This window comes from Shewanella sp. Choline-02u-19 (genome assembly GCF_002836205.1).
Classification (GTDB): Bacteria; Pseudomonadota; Gammaproteobacteria; order Enterobacterales; family Shewanellaceae; genus Shewanella.
In genome coordinates, this window is record NZ_PJBE01000012.1 from 1 (window position 1) to 17,470 (window position 17,470).

Here is a 17,470-nt window from a genome sequence, read left to right on the forward strand (position 1 = left end):
TTGAATTGACGGAACGACAGAATGCAGGGCAATAGCATCGATATAATCGTGTTGTGGCCGATATAGCCCAGGTGCGAATCGAACATTTTCAGGCGCCACTCTTTCTAAGATGGGTCTCGAAAGAGAGTGAACAGCCCGTTGTTAACGCAACGGGCTTTTTTACGTCTGCGATTTGAGTGTTGTTACGTTGCTGAATTGCCGGAACGACAGAATGCAGGGGCAGTAGCATCGGCATAATCGTGTTGTGGCCGATATAACCCTGGTGCGAATCGAACATTTCCAGGCGCCGACTCTTTCTAAGATGGGTCTCGAAAGAGAGTGAATAGCCCATTGCTAACGCAACGGGCTTTTTTACGTCTGCGATTTGGGCGTTTTTACGTTGTTGAATTGCCGGAACGATGGAATGCAGGGCAATAGCATCGGCATAATCGTGTAGTGGCCGTCGCAGCTAAGTGCGAGCGGAACATTTCCAGGCGCCACTCTTTCTAAGATTGGTCTCGAAAGAGAGTGAACAGCCCGTTGTTAACGCAACGGGCTATTTTATAGGTAGTAGTATTGCTGAAGATGGAGTTTTAAACTTGTATAAAGTTAAGTAAAGCCGTGAGTGCTGTGTTTCTAGCTGTATCACGCTCCATAAAGATCTCATGCCGTGCATAGGGGATTTTGATTAACTTACAAAAGCCTGTACTTGCGCGTTTCTGAGCTGCATTAGACACAATGGTGTCTTCTTCTGCCTGAAGTATTAATAAGGGAATATTGATATTCTGAGCTGCTTTTATCGCACTCTCTCCAGCATCGATAGATTCTACTAACCAACGGTTTGTTGGTGAGCCTAACTGTAGTTTAGGTTGCTGTTGATAGAGATCTCTATAGTCGTCATAACGCAGTTTGCTATTGGTTAGGTCGTTCTTTTCAAATGGATCTGCATGATAATCTTTGCCGCCCAATACATAGTTTGGATTTTGGTTACTATGATTATCTAACAGCGATGCTAGTTTACGAATGAAGCGCTTCGGTAGCGGGAGTTTTATACCGTACATTGGGGCTGAAAATACAGCTGATTTAAACACACCTGGATGCTGAGCTAAATACAAAGTGCCTATGGCTCCCCCCATCGAATGACCGACAAGAAAATAGTCTCTCTCTTGAACTGGTTTAACGATGTTGTATATAAATTCGTCGAAATCGTCGACATAACGCTGGAACTTGTCGATATGTCCTTGATGGAGGTTTACGGTCGTTCTGCTGGAAAGTCCTTGGCCACGATGATCAATAGCAAACAAGTCGTAGCCTTGGCGGTAAAGATCGAACATGAGCTCTTTATACTTTAAGTAGGATTCGACTCGTCCACTACTTAGTACTATGGTGCCTTTGCTATTTTGTTGAATAACCGATGCATAAGCGAGTGATATACCATCTTTGGTTTTAAAACTTGCTTGTGTTACCTGCTGCCAAAATGCAGCTTGCTCGGGGCTGCTTAGATGATGCTCAGATGAAAAGGTACAGACAGAGCTTAGTGATATGGCAGGTTCAGCAGCATTTGGCATGGTTGTATTCTATTGGATAAAGATATTTGCAGTGTAACAAACTCCCTTTGCTATAAGGGGGTCTAGTGGATAATAAAATGGTCGCATATAGCGACCATTTTATTGGACCCGGTTAAAGCGCGGCTTGTTGTTGCTCTATAAAGTCGTTAATTTGCTGCTCAAGAATCGACATAGGAACAGAACCATTGGCTAACACAGCATCGTGAAATGCCCTGATATCGAAGTTTTCGCCTAGTTCTTGCTCCGCTTGGGCGCGTAAACGCTTAATGGTTAACTCCCCTATTTTGTAAGATAGAGCTTGGCCAGGCCACGAGATGTAGCGGTCGATCTCTGTAGTCACGTTATGGAGTGATAAGGCGGTGTTACTTGCCATAAAGTCGATTGCTTGCTGACGACTCCACCCTTTTGCGTGCATACCCGTATCGACGACAAGTCTTGCTGCTCGCCACATTTCATAGGTAAGTCGACCAAAATTACTGTAAGGATCTTGATAGAATCCAGCTTCAAGCCCTAGATACTCAGAGTAGAGACCCCAACCTTCACCAAATGCTGAGATATAACCATAACGGCGAAAACTGGGTAGTTCTGTTAGCTCTCGATTTAATGATATCTGTAGGTGATGCCCCGGTACTGCTTCGTGTAATGTTAAAGCTTCCATTTCATACAGTGGTCGTTTATCGAGCGCATAGGTGTTGACCCAATAGTAGCCTGGTTCATCATCTCGGTTGGAGCCGGAGTATCTGCCCGTGGTGTATTTAGGGGCTATTTCAGCTGGCACTGGGGCAATACCGTATGGCTGACGCGGTAGTTTACCGAAGTACTTGGGCAGCATAGCATCTGCCTTTTTTGCGATGTAGGCCGCTTCTTTTAGAAGTTCTTCTGCTGTTTTAGGGTAAAACTGCGGATCTGTTCTTAGAAAGTGGAGGAAATCAGCAAAGCTGCCTTCAAATCCAACCTCGTCAATGATTTGCTGCATTTCTGCTCGAATACGCTTAACTTCGCTTAAGCCTAGTTGGTGCACTTCATCTGATGTCATGTCCAGTGTGGTGTAGTAACGAACTCGGTTTTCGTAAAACTCTTTACCATTAGGCAGTTTTGAAGCCGCAATATCAGTACGTGCATTTGGAATATATTCATTAACCATGAAGTCATAAAAAGCTTGGTATTGAGGTAATACAGTGTTCTCTACTAGTTCTAAACCTTGGTTGGTTAACGCTATCTTTTCAGCGTCACTGAAATACGCTGGGTATTCAGTGAAAGGCTTAAAATAGCCGCTTTCTTCCACTGGTACAATAAAGGCACTAATGCTGGTTTCGAATCCATTTAGGGTTACTTTGGCTGGTGTGATCCCAGATGCAAGTCCTTGCTTTAACCAGTAGGTTTGCTGTGAAAAGTAAGTCGGCAATGCTTTCAGCTGGCTAATATAATTTTGATAATCTTCTATTTTTGCAAAGCGACCATTGGCGATTGAGGCTATATATGCATGAAAGCCGCTCTCGGCTGACAAAGGGATGTAGTGGTCTTTATAGCGATATAGGTCAACGCTATTTTGCAATTGGTCTTGTAAAATTTTGGCGTTGATAACATCATCGGCACTCAACTCCGCTCTATTAAGTGCTTTTATTTCACTTAACAACGTAACACGACGTTGATTTAGTGAGCCTAGGGCTGTTGGCGATAGATCCTGCAGCTTTCCTGCTGCGGATAGATCGCCCAATGAATATGCCAAACTAGGACTTTCATCTAATGATATCTGCCATGCCTGGTCGATTACTATTTGCAGTTGTGCATCTATCGATTGTTTTGCTGATGTTGCAACGGTTGTTGTTTGAGAGGTCGGAGCCATAGAGAGAGTTTGGCAGGCGCTGAGACTGATGACTAAAATGGAGGGGAGCAAGTATTTGTACATGTTATATCCGTTTTTGTTATGGATTTATTTTTATTCTGACTTTGATTATGCCGATCGCGGCGTAAAAGGTCACGCCGATAAGTTAAAGGGCTTTGTCGCAAACAGACTCTAAACCACAATAAACGATGAAAACAGACTCCTCTGATATAACTAGGAGGCTGAATGAGACAAGTTTCCCTATGGACCTATGCCTTTAGCGATGTCTATCTGCATGAGTTAAGTGCACCGCCAGCAAGTACTATTCAGTTTCTTCCCAAGATTTTCATTCTGAATATTGATGTATCATTTCTTTTATTTTTGATGGTTATATTCGACAATGTTAATGAGATGTTTTTGTTCAACACATTAATTATAAAGCGTATTTACCGACAGCTAGACAATAGTAAAGCCATAGGTACTTAATGTTGATATACGTTTTATCTATCTGCGACAGGACCGTATTATCTCCCTTAAACCAAGGTGTCAAAATACGCTATGCGACAGAAAAAGCCCTGCGAATATGTCTACGTCGTGATTTTCACCTTAACATATGACGTCACTTAATCTCTGTTTTACATCTTAATTAAGCTAAAAAACAATGGCTTAGTCTTGTTCTTGGCTGCGGGTATCGCTTTCGTAGCTGTATTAGCCGCCGGATACCATTACTGTGACAGTTACTCGCGGCATAGGTAGGTCTTTCATATTGTGGTTCAACTATTGCTCATTCGACTAATACCGACTAGGTTAGGAATCTGGATGTTGATAGTTCTCAGTTATAAAAGGAATTGTAATGAATAGATCTAAGCTTGCCTTGTTAATAGCATTTTCTCTGATTTTACCTCACTCAACTATGGCTGCGACTCAGTCAAAACCTGCCTCAGAATTTACCAAAAAAGAAAATGCCGCAGTACTCAAAGCCCTTCCCTTAGCGATAGGCAAGATTTTAAAAATGCACAGCGTGGCTTTATCGCCAAGCCAGATACTGTCACGATTAAAGATGCACAGGGCAATGTCGTCTGGGATCTAGAGCAATACAAAACCTATATCAGTATCGATAAAGATTCACCTGATACCGTTAACCCCAGTTTGTGGCGTAACTCGCAACTCGTGATCCAACATGGCCTCTTTGAAGTCACCGAGAACATTTATCAAATTCGTGGCTTTGATCTAACTAATATCACTTTTATTAAGGGTAAAACAGGCTGGATTGTCTTCGATCCACTGATCTCACCAGAGACCGCAAAAGCGGCTCTCGATTTCATCAATAAGCAACTAGGGGAACGTCCCGTTGTTGCTATCGTCTATAGCCATAGCCATATTGATCACTACGGCGGTGCAACGGGTATTGCGACTGCTGAAGAGGTCGCGTCCGGAAAAGTTCAAGTGATCTCCCCCGAGCACTTTACCGAACATGCGGTCTCCGAAAATGTAATTGCTGGTAATGCTATGGGGCGTCGTGCCGTCTATATGTAAGGTGCCATGCTACCTCGTAATGCTAAAGGCGGCGTCAATGGCGGCCTAGGTATGACGGTTTCAACCGGCCTCGCTGGCTTATTATTACCTAGTCATGAGATCACTAAAACAGGTGAGAAACTCAATATTGATGGGGTAAACATGGAGTTTCAACTCACACCAGGTAGTGAGGCGCCCGCGGAAATGAATACCTGGTTCCCTGACATGAAAGCACTATGGATGGCGGAAAATACCACCAATACCATGCACAATATTTTGACCTTGCGTGGGGCTCAAGTGCGGGATGTATTGATTTGGTCAAGCTTTCTTGATGAAACCATAGACACGTGGGGTGACCAAGCAAAAGTGAAATTCCAGAGTCATCACTGGCCGCTATGGGATAGCGAAAACATTATTCCCTACTTTAAAAAACAACGTGATATCTACAAATTTACCCATGACCAATCTGTTCGTATGATGAACCAAGGTTATACGGGGGAAGAGATCTCCGAGATGATTACCCTACCTGCAGAGCTTGAACAGAACTGGGCGACTCGGGGCTATTACGGCACCTTGCGTCATAACAGTCGGGCTGTATATCAAAGATATATGGGGTGGTATAACGGTAATCCATCTAACCTCAACAACCTACCGCCCGAGATGGTCGCTAAAAAGTATATAGCGTTTATGGGAGGCGAAGCGGCAGTGATTAAGAAAGCTCAAGCCTCATTTGATAAAGGAGAATATCGCTGGGTCGCCGAAGTGATGAAGCATGCCGTATTTGCCAACGCTAAGAGCCAACCCGCGAAAGAGTTGTTAGCTGATGCTTTTGAGCAACTTGGCTATCAGGCTGAATCTGGTCCTTGGCGCTCAGTGTATCTACAGGGGGCTTATGAGTTACGAAACGGTGTACCATCAGCAGGAGGTACTCAAACAGCAACACCAGATACCATACGTGCAATGACACCAGCAATGCTGTTTGATTTCTTAGCGGTAAGACTTGATTCGAGTAAAGCTGAAGGTAAATTACTTAATATTAATATTAATATTGATTTTACGGACCTCCAAAGTCAGTACACACTCACTTTAGAGAACGCTGTGCTGCACCATAGTCAGAACCAAGTTGAAAAACCCGATGTAGCCTTGGTGATGAGCATGAAAACCATGAATAGTATCCAGCTCAAAGAGCTCAGCTTCGATGAAGCAATTAAGAATGGTTCGGTGAACATCAGCGGTGACCAAAAGCAGTTTAAAGAGTTTCTCGGCATGTTAGATGACTTCAATTTTTGGTTTAACGTCGTGACGCCATAGCTGAAGGTTCACTAGAAAGGGAGTGCCTAGAGCTGAGATCCTAGGTGCTCTTTTTACTGAGCTGCTTGGATCACCAATTTATTCGGTTGAGCTCATTGGGGAACTCGATGAAACCGATTTTAAAGTAAAAGAGAAATGTCATTACGAGGGAATGGGCGCAAACACGCTAAAACGAAGGCGGACTTAGTGATGTAGAGTTTACTCGTTTGCAATGTAAAGGGTGTTGAGGTGGCATTTATCTCAGAGGATGAACACTTTACATTATACGCAGCTAATACATAATCGGTTTGTTCGAGACATAAAAAAACCGGCTAATGCCGGTTTTTTATGTGTGCATCTTAATTAGATAACACGCGAGAACTGTTGCTGTCTTGCTTTTTCACGGTAGTAAACATCAAAGCAGATACAGATATTACGGATCAACAAACGGCCTGTTGGGCTGATGGTGATCTTTCTGTCAGTAATGTCGACTAACTCATCATCAATGAATGTCTGTAGCAGTTTTAAGTCTTCTACAAAGTACTCTTCAAAGTTGATATTCAGCTTTTCTTCTATCAAGGCCATATCAAGCTCGAAGTGACAGATAAGCTGCTTAATAACGACGCGACGAATCTCGTCATCGCGGTTTAAGCCACAACCTTTCCAAAGTGCGTGACCATTAGCATCGATAGATTCGAAGTAAGGGCGAACATCTTTTTGGTTCTGAGCATAACAATCACCAATTTGGCTGATAGATGAGACACCTAAACCAAGTAGGTCACACTCTTCTTGAGTGGTATAACCTTGGAAGTTACGGTGCAAGCGGCCTTCATTTTGTAAAATTGAAAGCTCATCATCAGGTTTAGCAAAGTGATCCATACCGATATATTGGTAACCTGCACCGGTTAAGGTTTCGATTGTTTGATGCAGCATATCTAGCTTTTGCTGTGGAGACGCTAAGTCTTCATCTTTAATCTTACGTTGCGCTGCAAAACGTGATGGCAGGTGAGCATAGTTAAAGACAGACAAACGGTCCGGATCAAGATCGAGAACACGTTGCATTGTTTCAGCAAATGTCTCTGGAGTTTGATGTGGCAAGCCGTAGATAAGATCAATGTTTGTAGAAACAAAGCCAAGTTCTTTAGCGCGTGCCATCAGGTCAAAAATAAACTGCTCGTCTTGTTCGCGATTGACAGCAATTTGAACCTTTTTATTGAAATCCTGAACACCGATAGAGATGCGGTTAAAGCCCGCTTCTTTTAGCGTGTCGAGCATCGATAGCTCTATTTCACGTGGGTCAACTTCAATCGAGTATTCACCGACTTCAGCAACATTAAAGTTTGCTTTAACAAGTGCTGACAGCGTTAGAATTTGCTCAGGAGTAAGGAATGTCGGCGTACCGCCACCCCAATGAATTTGTGTGACTAAATAGTTTTTAAATAACGGCGCGCGTTTAATTATCTCTTTCGCAAGATACTCAAGATACTGATCGGCTTTATGCTGATGACGAGTGATGACTTTATTGCAGCCACAGTAGTAACAAAGCTTGGCGCAAAAAGGGATATGGATATAAAGAGAAAGCTTATCACTCTTGCTGTTTTTAATGGAGGTCAGCAATTTATCTTCGGTAAACGAATCATCGAACTCAAGCGCCGTTGGATAAGAGGTATAACGTGGGCCGCTATAGTTGTACTTCTCGATCATTGACTGATCCCAGCTAATTTGGGTGGGCTGCTTCAAGGCGTATCCTCCGATGTATAGTAATTTAGCAACATGTGAAGTATGCATCGTTATTTGTGCAATAACTTTGATCCATGTTGTAAATTTGAAATGTGGGTAACAAAGAGCGATAGAATATCGCTGAATTTGGAGTTTATGTCTGCGCTGTTAAGTAGATTTTGTGCACAGACTCACCCTATATTAATAAAATCTTCTATAACTGAGATCTGGGTAGAGATCCAATATAGCCATAGTACAAGCTATAACCATAGTTGTAGCGGGTGATTAATGCAGTGCGGAGGCGTTAAATTGACTAAGTAGTTTAGCTTCTTTTAAGATTTCACTCTCTAGCTCACCCTCTGATTGTATTCGAGCAAAATCCAGTTTCATCCGCTGTTTTTTGGACAGTGCAGTGCGACTTTCTTTAATTGGGTGCTCTTTGATGACTTCAAAATGCTTGAATGTTGCAGGATACTGTTCGCTGACTAACTCTGACATACCAACTAAGTTAAATAACTTAGCGATACGCATTACCCCTTCTGATAACTCACAACGCTCCTCGAGCATCGCTGCTGCTATGTAACGTACACTATCGAGTAACTCTTCTGACTTTGCTTTTGCCGTTGCAGCCTGTTCTTGTTGCTGCTTGATTTTAGCTTGATTCTGCTTACGTATACGCATCAGCAGGTAAGTTGCATAAGTCGTTAGTGCAACGATAATAAAAAAGCCAATAACGATAAGAACTGTTGTCATGCTAAATCCTGTTACAGTCGGGAAGTGAGAGTGTCAGATAAAAATATGGCATCAATTAAGATGCCATATAGGAGCTGTGTCTCTAAGGACTAGTCTTTCTGTTGGAAATCTTTAAGCAGATCTGCACCAGATTCAAACTTGTCGAAGAGGTCGTCATCGCTGACGGCTTTCTTCGGTTTAGTCTTAGGCTGAGGTAGCTCTTCTTCTTCGGTAATACCGAGTTTATCTAACAGAGTTTCAATTTGGGTTAATTGCTTATTTAACCACTTTTGATCATCTGGAGTTAGGTTTTTACCCTCCTCAAGCATATCCAATAGACCATTGAGTCTCGGATTCTCTTCTAGCTTTAATAGTTTTTCATCATCAGATAGTTTAGGCCCTTTTGGCTTGCTTTCTACCTTCTGCTCTTTAACGATATTAAGCTGAATAGGCTTTTTACTGCCGTGACGTGGATCGCTGTTTTTAGCGCTGCCACCGTTCGCTTGGCTTTCAATCATTGAAGCGTTATGACGACTTCCCGCTTTATTGCCGGCAATTTGTTTCTTACCTCCAAGAACACGATCATTTTTCTTAGTTCTTGGGGCTAATTTTGGAGCATTCTCGTTGCTCTTACGCGATTTCTTACTACGGGACATGATTTGCTTATCTCGTTAACTTAAATGACTCTGCTGCCGACAAAACTAATAATCTCTATCAACAATTGAAGTTTGGCCGCGTGTTATACCAGATCCTGATGGTTTTTGCACCAGAATGAGATCGTTTGCCGCAAATAATAGCTTAAAACCGGCATTATTAGCCAGATATTTGAAACTTTGTTGTTGATAGAAGCTAACGTGGGTGATGTTATTTTTGTGGTGCCATTTATCAAATCCGTCGAGATCGGTCAGTAATGGCGTATTAATCGCAATCCAGCCGCCAGGTTTGACTAACTCACACAGTAGTCTCCACTCTTTGTAGGGAAACCTGAAATGCTCAAAAACACGATAACAGCAGATGAAATCGTATTGCTGTTTTAGCTGTCTATTCCAAGGTGCTAGGCTAGGGTCATATTGATTAATTATATGGCCACGCTCTGTCACCCTTTGCAAGCTCTTGGGATCTAAGGTTCTGCCGAAATTAAGACCGAGTAATGATTGTCCGCTTGTTTCGCATTGAGACACTAAATCAAACAGGAATTGTGAGAGTAATTTGTGTTTGTTGTTAGCGAGGCGATACTTTTGTCGTTCGGCATTGGGTGGCAAATGCGAGTTGGCGTCAGCAAATACTAGTTCACATTGGTGACAACGATATAAACTGCGCTTTTTATTTTCATAGAATAGTTGGCTATTGCTACTCAAGCACAACGGGCATCGACGCATAAAACGACTCCCTCTCAAATTAATGCATTAAAGATATTGAAACCGAAAGAGACTGATAAAAACGTGGTGCTACGCTAAATGGCGAACTAAGAGTATGAATTGATAGCAAGATATAAACCAATTTTTAAAGGGTCTTTAGCCAGTATATACCCGTTCTCCCTGAAGATGCAGGAATCAGTGGGAGTTTAATGAGGTTTAATCAAAGCATTGATTGCAAGTAATGGTCGCTCCCTTGATAAAATCAATAATGTTGAGTAAACCCCACTCTTTATATAAAAGCATCCCGATCGTAGAAGGCGTTGTGCAAGCCCACTTTGTTGTTGCATTAACTTAAAAGGGAATAACCATTTCTATATTAATGCGTCTAGAATTGAACTCGCACACCGCCTCTGAAACGAGCACCTTCAAGTAGAATGGCTATATACCCAAGTGAGTTTAAAATGCTTGTTTCAGAGCGCAACGTAAGATAGCCGGATAAGGCAGTGCAGTGTTCCTAAGGGGCTCTCGAAGAGCAAGGCGAGAAGTCATCTGCTCTTGTATTCTTTATCGATAAGCAAAGATTTTAAATTCGAATATCCAGAACGGCTATTTCATGAAGACAGTCACGGACGGAAAGTCGTTAATCCTGGGCCATTATCGAGCTTGAATCCAGGCCTGCTCAACATAGTGAACCCTGTATTTCGACGTTGTTTGACTGTAACGCGAGGAAATTTGAATGGAATACAGTGAATCGGCTTTTTTGAGCAATAAAAAAGGCGACAGATAAACTGTCGCCTATAAAAGTGCAATTAGCACCAATTCTTATTTCAAGTATCCATACTTGCTAGTGACGATCCCGGTCAATATCCATCTTATTTTTTGATTGCTTTCCATGCAATTATTTTAGTTTTTGGTCTTCATGACACTTTATTGTTAATCCTGTTGTCTTCCTGACCACAGTTTCCGTAGATGGTCTTTATGACACATCTCAATTCATCGTCTATCAATGACGCCTAAGTAACCATCCATGTTAGTTGTATCTAAGTATCTTCCAGTGATAACAAGCTTCCAGCGAGTGCATCCTAAGCAATTAGCTTCCTATGCCAATGTTTGTATCCTACAAACATTCTCCTATTTATGCGTGTTTCTCTGAACGTAAGGGTAAATGCTAAATAGCGCTTTGGCCTTCCTAACCAAAATCCTTACTAAAATTCTTACGACCTGGATTTCAAACAGAAATCTCTACTCTTATTATTATTAGTGAGTGGTCTTAATCATATTATTATTATGTCGTTAATTTATTCTTATATCTTAAATGTATAGATACCGAAATCTGAAAGTTATTATTAAAAGTTTTGTACTAACAGTTGGGTTCATCTCGGTACGGGGCTCATTAAACCGAAATCTGTGATCGCTGTCAAGTAAGTTTTTTAAGGGAAGTTTACGTAAACGTTAATCTTGTTAAATGAAAAAGGGCAGCTTTGCTGCCCTTTTAGGATTAACTAATATTTACTTAAGGCTTGATATATACTTAGATAATGCGTCCATATCGTCAGCATTTAGCTTTTTAGCGATGTCTTGCATCATGCCATTTAAGTCGTTGTTACGATTTGTATCGTGGAACTTATTTAGTTGGATCTTGATATAATTAGCGTGTTGTCCGCTAAGATCAGGGAAGCCAGCAGCTTCAGAGCCTTTGCCTTCAGGTCCATGACAAGCAATACATGCCGTGACGCCACGAGCGGAGTCACCACCCTTGTATAGCTGTTCACCTAAAGCAGGAACGTCTTTAACGTCGATCACTTGCTTTATTTGGCTTGAATAGAATGCAGCGACATCAGCGATGTCTTCATCGCTAAGCATCATTGCCATACCACCCATTATTGGATCGGCACGGCCTTCTTTACCACCTGATTTAGCCGCACTGCGGAAATCATGTAGTTGCTTTTCGATATAGGTCGATTGTTGACCTGCAAGTTTAGGGTACATGTCTATCATGCTGTTGCCGTCAACGCCGTGACAAGCAGAACAAACAATGGTTTTAGTTTTTCCTGCTTCAGCATTACCTTCAGCCATTACTGGCGAAGATATTGTGACTAAAACAGACAGCGCAAGAGCTAACTTTTTCATAGCGTTCCAACTTCTTATTAAAATATTTGTCATGGGCTTACTAGGGAGACCCGCAAGCGTGATAAAATGTATTTTATGTGATCGAGGTAATATTTTACACGAAATTGTGAAAATGTAAGCAACTCTTCGATATTTAACAAAGTTAGTTGATAAAATTTTGGAGTTAATTGTGAGTGAATCTCGTATCGATTTCCGTAAAGCTGAGTTTTTAATTAGTGCGCCAGACATCGCACACTTAAATGAATACCTGCCTGGTGATGTTGGGGTAGAGATAGCCTTTGCGGGTCGTTCGAACGCGGGTAAGTCTAGTGCGTTGAATCTATTAACGGAGCAGAAGATAGCCCGTACCAGTAAAACGCCTGGTCGTACTCAGCTCATCAACGTATTTAAACTCGATAAGCATCGTCGTTTAGTGGATTTACCCGGTTATGGTTTTGCCCAAGTCCCTTTGGCGCTCAAGAAAAAATGGCAACTGGCGCTTGGTGAGTATTTACTCAAGCGTAATTGTTTAGGTGGCGTGGTCGTGTTGATGGATATTCGCCATCCGCTTAAAGATCTTGATATGCAAATGATCGAGTGGGCTGTAGAAAGCGACATTCCAGTTTTGGCACTGTTAACTAAGGCTGATAAGTTAGGCCAAAGTGACAGAATGAAGATGGTAAATGAAGTGCGTAAGAAGCTAAGTCATTTTGATGATGCGGTAAAAGTTGAACCGTTCTCATCGCTCAAAGGTATAGGTAAAAGCAAGGCCCTTGGTATTTTGGATGAATGGTGTAAGCCTGAATGGTTGAAGCAACAGTTAGCGGTAGAAGCCGCAGACGAAGCTGATGGCGAGTAACGTCGAGGTTGTTGATTGATTAAAACGCTCCTATTTAGGGGCGTTTTTTTATGGCTAGAATTGCCATAAGTCGATTTGAAAGCAAAAAAAAACCGACGGAATAAACCATCGGCGTAAATTAGCTCTTTTGGGGAGAAGCTAAATTCAACAAGACTCAAGACCTACCAACCTAAGTTGATAGCACTTAATGAACCTATGATAACTCTTTTTTTGAGCGATTTAAAGTAATTACTCTAAAGTAAATTTTAGACGAAAAAAAGCCCCAGCAAATTAGATTTGCTGAGGCGCCATAATTTGGCAATTCACTTTAAATCAGTGAATTTAAAAAAGGTCTGAAAGATAGAACATCTTAACCTCTGTACCCTACGCAGAGAATATTACCCTATTAACCGTATTATGAAAAACTGTTTTTGTAAAAAAGACACAATAATGTGATGAGGATCTCAAGGTTTGTTCAATAAAAACACATTAATTGATCTATATATTTCATATTACAGATTCAAAAACATAGGTTTATATTAGGCTTTTAACTGGATAATTATTTAGCGATTAATGTGGAGGCGTTATTAAAGGGGGCTTGGGTTGGTGATTTTGCTCGCATAGACTAATAATTTCAGTTGGTTGCCGAGACAACCAACTGAAAAATGACTGTAACTGAGCTTAGGTTACTTAATGTGCTTGTTCCCAGTTGTCGCCTACACCAGCTTCTGCGAGTAATTCGACATCGAGCTTGGCGGCTGCAGCCATTAACTGACAGACTTTGACTTTTAGTGTCTCTGCTTGCGCTGCATCTACCTCAAATACCAATTCATCGTGCACTTGCATGATCATGGTTATCTCACCTTGAGTCTCCGTTTCAATCCATTTGGCAACATCGATCATGGCTTTCTTAATAATATCGGCAGCTGTTCCTTGCATCGGCGCATTAATCGCTGCACGTTCTGCAGCTTGTCTGCGCATGGCATTGCGGTCCTTAATGGCCGGTAAATATAGACGACGGCCGTACAGAGTCGACACATAACCGAGATCTGCTGCTATGGCGCGCGTTTCTTCCATATACTTCAGCACACCTGGATAGCGCTTAAAGTAGGTGTCGATATAAAGCTGTGCTTCTGCGCGTGGGATATCAAGTTGTTTGGCTAAGCCAAAAGCTGACATGCCATAGATTAGACCAAAGTTAACCGCTTTAGCGCGACGACGCTGATCGGTGGTGACTTCACTGAAATCAACATTGAATACTTCTGCTGCAGTAGCTTTATGAATATCTTTGCCTGCAGCAAAGGCGGTCAGCAGGCCTTTATCTTGAGACAAATGCGCCATGATGCGTAGTTCGATTTGCGAGTAATCGGCTGCGAGAATCTTTTTCCCTGCCGGGGCTATAAACGCGTGGCGAATACGGCGACCCTCTTCTGTTCTAATCGGAATATTCTGCAAGTTTGGCTCACTAGACGATAAGCGACCAGTGGCAGCGTTGGCTTGATGGTAACTGGTGTGGACTCGCCCTGTTTTGGCATTAACCATCAAAGGCAGCTTGTCAGTATAAGTGCTCTTTAGTTTTGCCAGGCTACGATGCTCAAGAATAATCTTTGGCAGAGGGTAGTCTAATGCGAGTTCAACCAGTACCTCTTCAGCTGTTGAAGGCGCACCTTTAGGCGTTTTCTTTAAGATAGGGTAGCCGAGTTTCTCGAAAAACAGCTCTTGTAGCTGTTTCGGTGAGGCAAGGTTAAAAGGCTGGCCAGCAATCTCATGCGCTTTACTTTGAAGCTCATCTATTTTTCGGGCGAGCTCTTCACTTTGCTGCCCTAACAACATGCTATCAATAAGCACACCTTGGCGCTCAATGGTCGATAGAATATCAATTAACGGCAGCTCAATATCAGTAAAGACACTGGCTAACTCAGGCTGCTTTTCTAGTCGAGGCCACAAATGTTGATGAAGTCTTAGCGTAATATCTGCATCTTCAGCTGCGTAAGGTGCTGCAACCTCAAGTGGAACTTGGTTAAAGGTGATCTGTTTTACGCCTTTGCCGGCAATCTCTTCGAAGCTAATGTTTTTATGACCAAGATACTTAAGGGCTAAGTCGTCCATGTTGTGCTTTGTGGCTACAGAGTTAAACACGTATGACTCAAGCATGGTATCGAACTGTACGCCGCGTAAGGTGATGCCTGCATTAGCGAAAATGCTGATGTCATACTTGAGGTTTTGACCGACCTTCTTGATGGCATCGTTTTCTAACAAAGGCGTTAACTTTGCAAACACCATTGCTTTATCGAGCTGCTCAGGCGCATCAATATAATCGTGTGCTAACGGCAAGTAAGCGGCTTTGCCTGCTTCAATGGCAAAGGATATACCGACAAGTTCAGCTTCCATATAATTGAGGCTGGTTGTTTCAGTATCGATGGCGATAAGCTCTGCTTTACTAAGCTTTTCTAACCAGCCATCGAGCTGTTCAACCGTTAGAATTGTGTCATATTCGGCGGTGATGTCTTGCTTTACCACTACTTCATCAGTGTTATCGCTTGCTGCTGTTGAACTTGATTTATTATCCAAGACTTCAGCTAACCAGCGCTTAAACTCCATTTCGCCATAGCACTTAATTAACTCATCTTTGTTTGCTGGCTCAATGTCCATCTTGCGCCAGTCTTGTTCAAGCTCTACATCGAGCTTAATGGTGGCGAGCTCATAACTTAACTTGAGAATATCGCCATGCTCAATAATCTTAGCTGGCATTGTTTTTGAGCCGCGAAAACCAAGCGCAGGCATTTTTTCTGGTGCCGCTAGAATATTAGCGACTGAACCAACGCCGGTTAACATGGCTAAAGCCGTTTTCTCACCCACGCCAGGCAGACCGGGAATATTATCGGCCTTATCACCCTGTAGCGCGAGCAGGTCAATAATGAGCTCTGGGCCCACACCAAACTTTTCAGTGACCTCAGCTGGTCCCATTATGGTATTAGTCATGGTATTGATCAGGGTGACATTTTCGTCAACCAGTTGCGCCATATCTTTATCACCAGTACTGATTAATACGGCACGCCCCTCTTTACTTGCTTGAGTGGCAATCGTACCGATAACATCATCAGCTTCAACACCCGAAATACACACGAGCGGCAATCCTAGGGCTTTAATGAGTTTATGTAAGGGGGCTATCTGGCTACGAAGATCATCAGGCATTGGCGGACGCTGCGCCTTATATTCCGAATACATGTCGTTACGGAATGTTTTACCCTTTGCATCAAAAATAACTGCCATTTGGCTAGGTTTATATTGATTTAAAAGGCTGCGAAGCATGTTGATCACACCATATACTGCACCAGTTGCTTCACCTTTAGAGTTAGTCAAATGAGGCGGAGAATAATAGGCGCGGTAAAGGTAAGAAGAACCATCCACAAGAACTAAAGGGTTGTCGGCAATTTTAGGCATATTAGGTATTCGTTTATCGCATTTCGATGATGGCGCTAGCATGCCATATCAAGGCTGTTTCAGCCACGGATAAATATTAGAGAGCCTGTGGATAACTCTGTGCATGGAACAGGCAAACTTAAATTCACTGATTTCTATCAGTAAAACTGATAAGACATAAGTGATTGAAAATTAGCTATTAAATCTAATTGTGTGAAGTGGGTGCTATTTTAGATAATTAAACTATAAATGTGGACTTTTTATTTTAGCTCGCATTACAAACCTATTCCTTGGTCAAATAATCACCGTTTGATAAAGTGCAGTGATAACTTAGCACGATAATTAATCTGATCAAGTGCTTCGTTGCACTTTTGTTAAAACAATATGATATATAAATGGAGATTTTAATGAAAAAAGTCGCAGTTCTTTTAAGTGGTAGTGGTGTTTTCGATGGTGTGGAGCTGCATGAATCGGTTTTAACCTTACTGGAGATTGCTCGTTCTGGCGCTAGTTACCAATGTTTTGCGCCTGACATCGCTCAGTTACATGTCGTCAATCATCTTACAGGTGAAGTTGATGAAGCCGATAATCGCAATGTGTTAGTGGAGTCGGCACGAATTGCTCGTGGCGATGTGAAGCCGGTTGCTGATCTTAATGTTGACGAATTCGTGGCGTTAATTATTCCGGGTGGTTTTGGTGCGGCTAAAAACCTGTGTAACTTTGCTTTAGCCGGGGCCGATCATATTATTGAACCCAGTGTAAAACAATTCATTAGTCAGTTTACTCAGGCTAAAAAGCCCGTTGGCTTTATGTGTATCTCACCCGTCATGATCCCGCAGTGTTATGAAGCTGGTGTGGTCGGCACCATAGGATCTGATGTTGGCACCGCTGCAGCGTTTGAAAAGCAAGGAGGAGTCCATCAGGTGGCTCTGGTTGATGGTATTGTTGTCGATGAGATCAACAAGGTGGTGAGCACGCCCGCTTATATGCTTGCGGACAATATAGTCGATGCGCATAACGGCATCACTAAGCTGGTGGCGAGAGTGTTAAGTATGGCTTAATCATAATATTGGGCTTATACCCGAGTGGCGTGGGTATAAGCATTTTCAGCAAG

At 42.4% G+C, this 17,470-nt stretch carries 15 protein-coding genes; 6 read left to right on the forward strand and 9 right to left on the reverse strand.

Features of this window, described 5'->3' with window-relative positions; genetic code table 11:
* Window positions 1-88 precede the first annotated feature (88 nt).
* The 3 genes from CXF83_RS22435 to CXF83_RS02050 form a co-directional block, all read right to left on the reverse strand.
* Window positions 89-277 carry a hypothetical protein gene (locus CXF83_RS22435; RefSeq protein WP_157822891.1) on the reverse strand — a complete coding sequence of 63 codons (189 nt, stop codon included), beginning with the start codon at window positions 275-277 and terminating at the stop codon, window positions 89-91.
* Between the two features lie 295 nt (window positions 278-572).
* Window positions 573-1,547 carry an alpha/beta fold hydrolase gene (locus tag CXF83_RS02045; protein ID WP_101090160.1) on the reverse strand — a complete coding sequence of 325 codons (975 nt, stop codon included), beginning with the start codon at window positions 1,545-1,547 and terminating at the stop codon, window positions 573-575.
* Window positions 1,548-1,659: 112 nt separating this feature from the next.
* A complete protein-coding gene (locus tag CXF83_RS02050; protein ID WP_101090159.1) occupies window positions 1,660-3,456 on the reverse strand; it encodes a DUF885 domain-containing protein in 1,797 nt (598 codons plus the stop codon).
* Between the two features lie 162 nt (window positions 3,457-3,618).
* Between CXF83_RS02050 and CXF83_RS02055 the strand changes: the two genes are divergently transcribed.
* The 4 genes from CXF83_RS02055 to CXF83_RS02060 all read left to right on the forward strand — a co-directional run bounded on the left by CXF83_RS02055 (window position 3,619) and on the right by CXF83_RS02060 (window position 6,198).
* A complete protein-coding gene (locus CXF83_RS02055) occupies window positions 3,619-3,858 on the forward strand; it encodes a hypothetical protein (RefSeq protein WP_101090158.1) in 240 nt (79 codons plus the stop codon).
* Window positions 3,859-4,225: 367 nt separating this feature from the next.
* Entirely contained in the window at window positions 4,226-4,462 is a 237-nt protein-coding gene (locus CXF83_RS22760; protein WP_232775008.1) for a hypothetical protein, read from the forward strand.
* An 80-nt stretch (window positions 4,463-4,542) separates the two neighbouring features.
* Window positions 4,543-4,908, forward strand: coding sequence for an MBL fold metallo-hydrolase (locus CXF83_RS22765; RefSeq protein ID WP_232775009.1), 366 nt, complete (start codon window positions 4,543-4,545; stop codon window positions 4,906-4,908).
* Window positions 4,909-4,914: 6 nt separating this feature from the next.
* Window positions 4,915-6,198 carry an alkyl/aryl-sulfatase gene (locus CXF83_RS02060; RefSeq protein WP_232775010.1) on the forward strand — a complete coding sequence of 428 codons (1,284 nt, stop codon included), beginning with the start codon at window positions 4,915-4,917 and terminating at the stop codon, window positions 6,196-6,198.
* A gap of 342 nt (window positions 6,199-6,540) precedes the next feature.
* Here CXF83_RS02060 and hemN read toward each other — a convergent pair whose 3' ends face one another.
* The 5 genes from hemN to CXF83_RS02085 form a co-directional block, all read right to left on the reverse strand.
* Window positions 6,541-7,917, reverse strand: coding sequence for an oxygen-independent coproporphyrinogen III oxidase (gene hemN / locus CXF83_RS02065; RefSeq protein WP_101090170.1), 1,377 nt, complete (start codon window positions 7,915-7,917; stop codon window positions 6,541-6,543).
* 264 nt (window positions 7,918-8,181) lie between these two features.
* Window positions 8,182-8,649 carry a DUF2489 domain-containing protein gene (locus CXF83_RS02070; RefSeq protein ID WP_101090157.1) on the reverse strand — a complete coding sequence of 156 codons (468 nt, stop codon included), beginning with the start codon at window positions 8,647-8,649 and terminating at the stop codon, window positions 8,182-8,184.
* A gap of 89 nt (window positions 8,650-8,738) precedes the next feature.
* Window positions 8,739-9,284, reverse strand: a complete 546-nt coding sequence (gene yihI / locus CXF83_RS02075; RefSeq protein ID WP_101090156.1) for a Der GTPase-activating protein YihI — start codon at window positions 9,282-9,284, stop codon at window positions 8,739-8,741.
* A 45-nt stretch (window positions 9,285-9,329) separates the two neighbouring features.
* A complete protein-coding gene (locus tag CXF83_RS02080; protein WP_101090155.1) occupies window positions 9,330-10,007 on the reverse strand; it encodes a class I SAM-dependent methyltransferase in 678 nt (225 codons plus the stop codon).
* 1,488 nt (window positions 10,008-11,495) lie between these two features.
* The gene (locus CXF83_RS02085) at window positions 11,496-12,116 is read right to left on the reverse strand and encodes a c-type cytochrome (protein WP_101090154.1); all 621 of its coding nucleotides are present in this window, start codon (window positions 12,114-12,116) and stop codon (window positions 11,496-11,498) included.
* 169 nt (window positions 12,117-12,285) lie between these two features.
* Between CXF83_RS02085 and yihA the strand changes: the two genes are divergently transcribed.
* A complete protein-coding gene (gene yihA / locus CXF83_RS02090) occupies window positions 12,286-12,954 on the forward strand; it encodes a ribosome biogenesis GTP-binding protein YihA/YsxC (RefSeq protein WP_101090153.1) in 669 nt (222 codons plus the stop codon).
* Window positions 12,955-13,623: 669 nt separating this feature from the next.
* Here the strand turns inward: yihA and polA are convergent.
* The gene (gene polA, locus CXF83_RS02095) at window positions 13,624-16,377 is read right to left on the reverse strand and encodes a DNA polymerase I (protein ID WP_101090152.1); all 2,754 of its coding nucleotides are present in this window, start codon (window positions 16,375-16,377) and stop codon (window positions 13,624-13,626) included.
* Between the two features lie 386 nt (window positions 16,378-16,763).
* Between polA and elbB the strand changes: the two genes are divergently transcribed.
* Window positions 16,764-17,417: an isoprenoid biosynthesis glyoxalase ElbB gene (gene elbB, locus CXF83_RS02100; protein ID WP_101090151.1), complete on the forward strand. Its 654-nt coding sequence runs from the start codon at window positions 16,764-16,766 to the stop codon at window positions 17,415-17,417.
* Window positions 17,418-17,470 lie beyond the last annotated feature (53 nt).

Excerpts from the sequence above, each read along its gene's own strand:
- CXF83_RS02055 (WP_101090158.1), top strand. The coding sequence starts at position 3,619 with ATGAGACAAGTTTCCCTATGGACCTATGCCTTTAGCGATGTCTATCTG.
- CXF83_RS02080 (WP_101090155.1), bottom strand. The coding sequence starts at position 10,007 with ATGCGTCGATGCCCGTTGTGCTTGAGTAGCAATAGCCAACTATTCTAT.
- elbB (WP_101090151.1), top strand. The coding sequence starts at position 16,764 with ATGAAAAAAGTCGCAGTTCTTTTAAGTGGTAGTGGTGTTTTCGATGGT.
- CXF83_RS02045 (WP_101090160.1), bottom strand. The coding sequence starts at position 1,547 with ATGCCAAATGCTGCTGAACCTGCCATATCACTAAGCTCTGTCTGTACC.
- CXF83_RS02050 (WP_101090159.1), bottom strand. The coding sequence starts at position 3,456 with ATGTACAAATACTTGCTCCCCTCCATTTTAGTCATCAGTCTCAGCGCC.
- CXF83_RS22760 (WP_232775008.1), top strand. The coding sequence starts at position 4,226 with ATGAATAGATCTAAGCTTGCCTTGTTAATAGCATTTTCTCTGATTTTA.
- CXF83_RS22435 (WP_157822891.1), bottom strand. The coding sequence starts at position 277 with ATGTTCGATTCGCACCAGGGTTATATCGGCCACAACACGATTATGCCG.
- polA (WP_101090152.1), bottom strand. The coding sequence starts at position 16,377 with ATGCCTAAAATTGCCGACAACCCTTTAGTTCTTGTGGATGGTTCTTCT.
- CXF83_RS02060 (WP_232775010.1), top strand. The coding sequence starts at position 4,915 with ATGCTACCTCGTAATGCTAAAGGCGGCGTCAATGGCGGCCTAGGTATG.
- CXF83_RS02085 (WP_101090154.1), bottom strand. The coding sequence starts at position 12,116 with ATGAAAAAGTTAGCTCTTGCGCTGTCTGTTTTAGTCACAATATCTTCG.
- CXF83_RS02070 (WP_101090157.1), bottom strand. The coding sequence starts at position 8,649 with ATGACAACAGTTCTTATCGTTATTGGCTTTTTTATTATCGTTGCACTA.
- yihI (WP_101090156.1), bottom strand. The coding sequence starts at position 9,284 with ATGTCCCGTAGTAAGAAATCGCGTAAGAGCAACGAGAATGCTCCAAAA.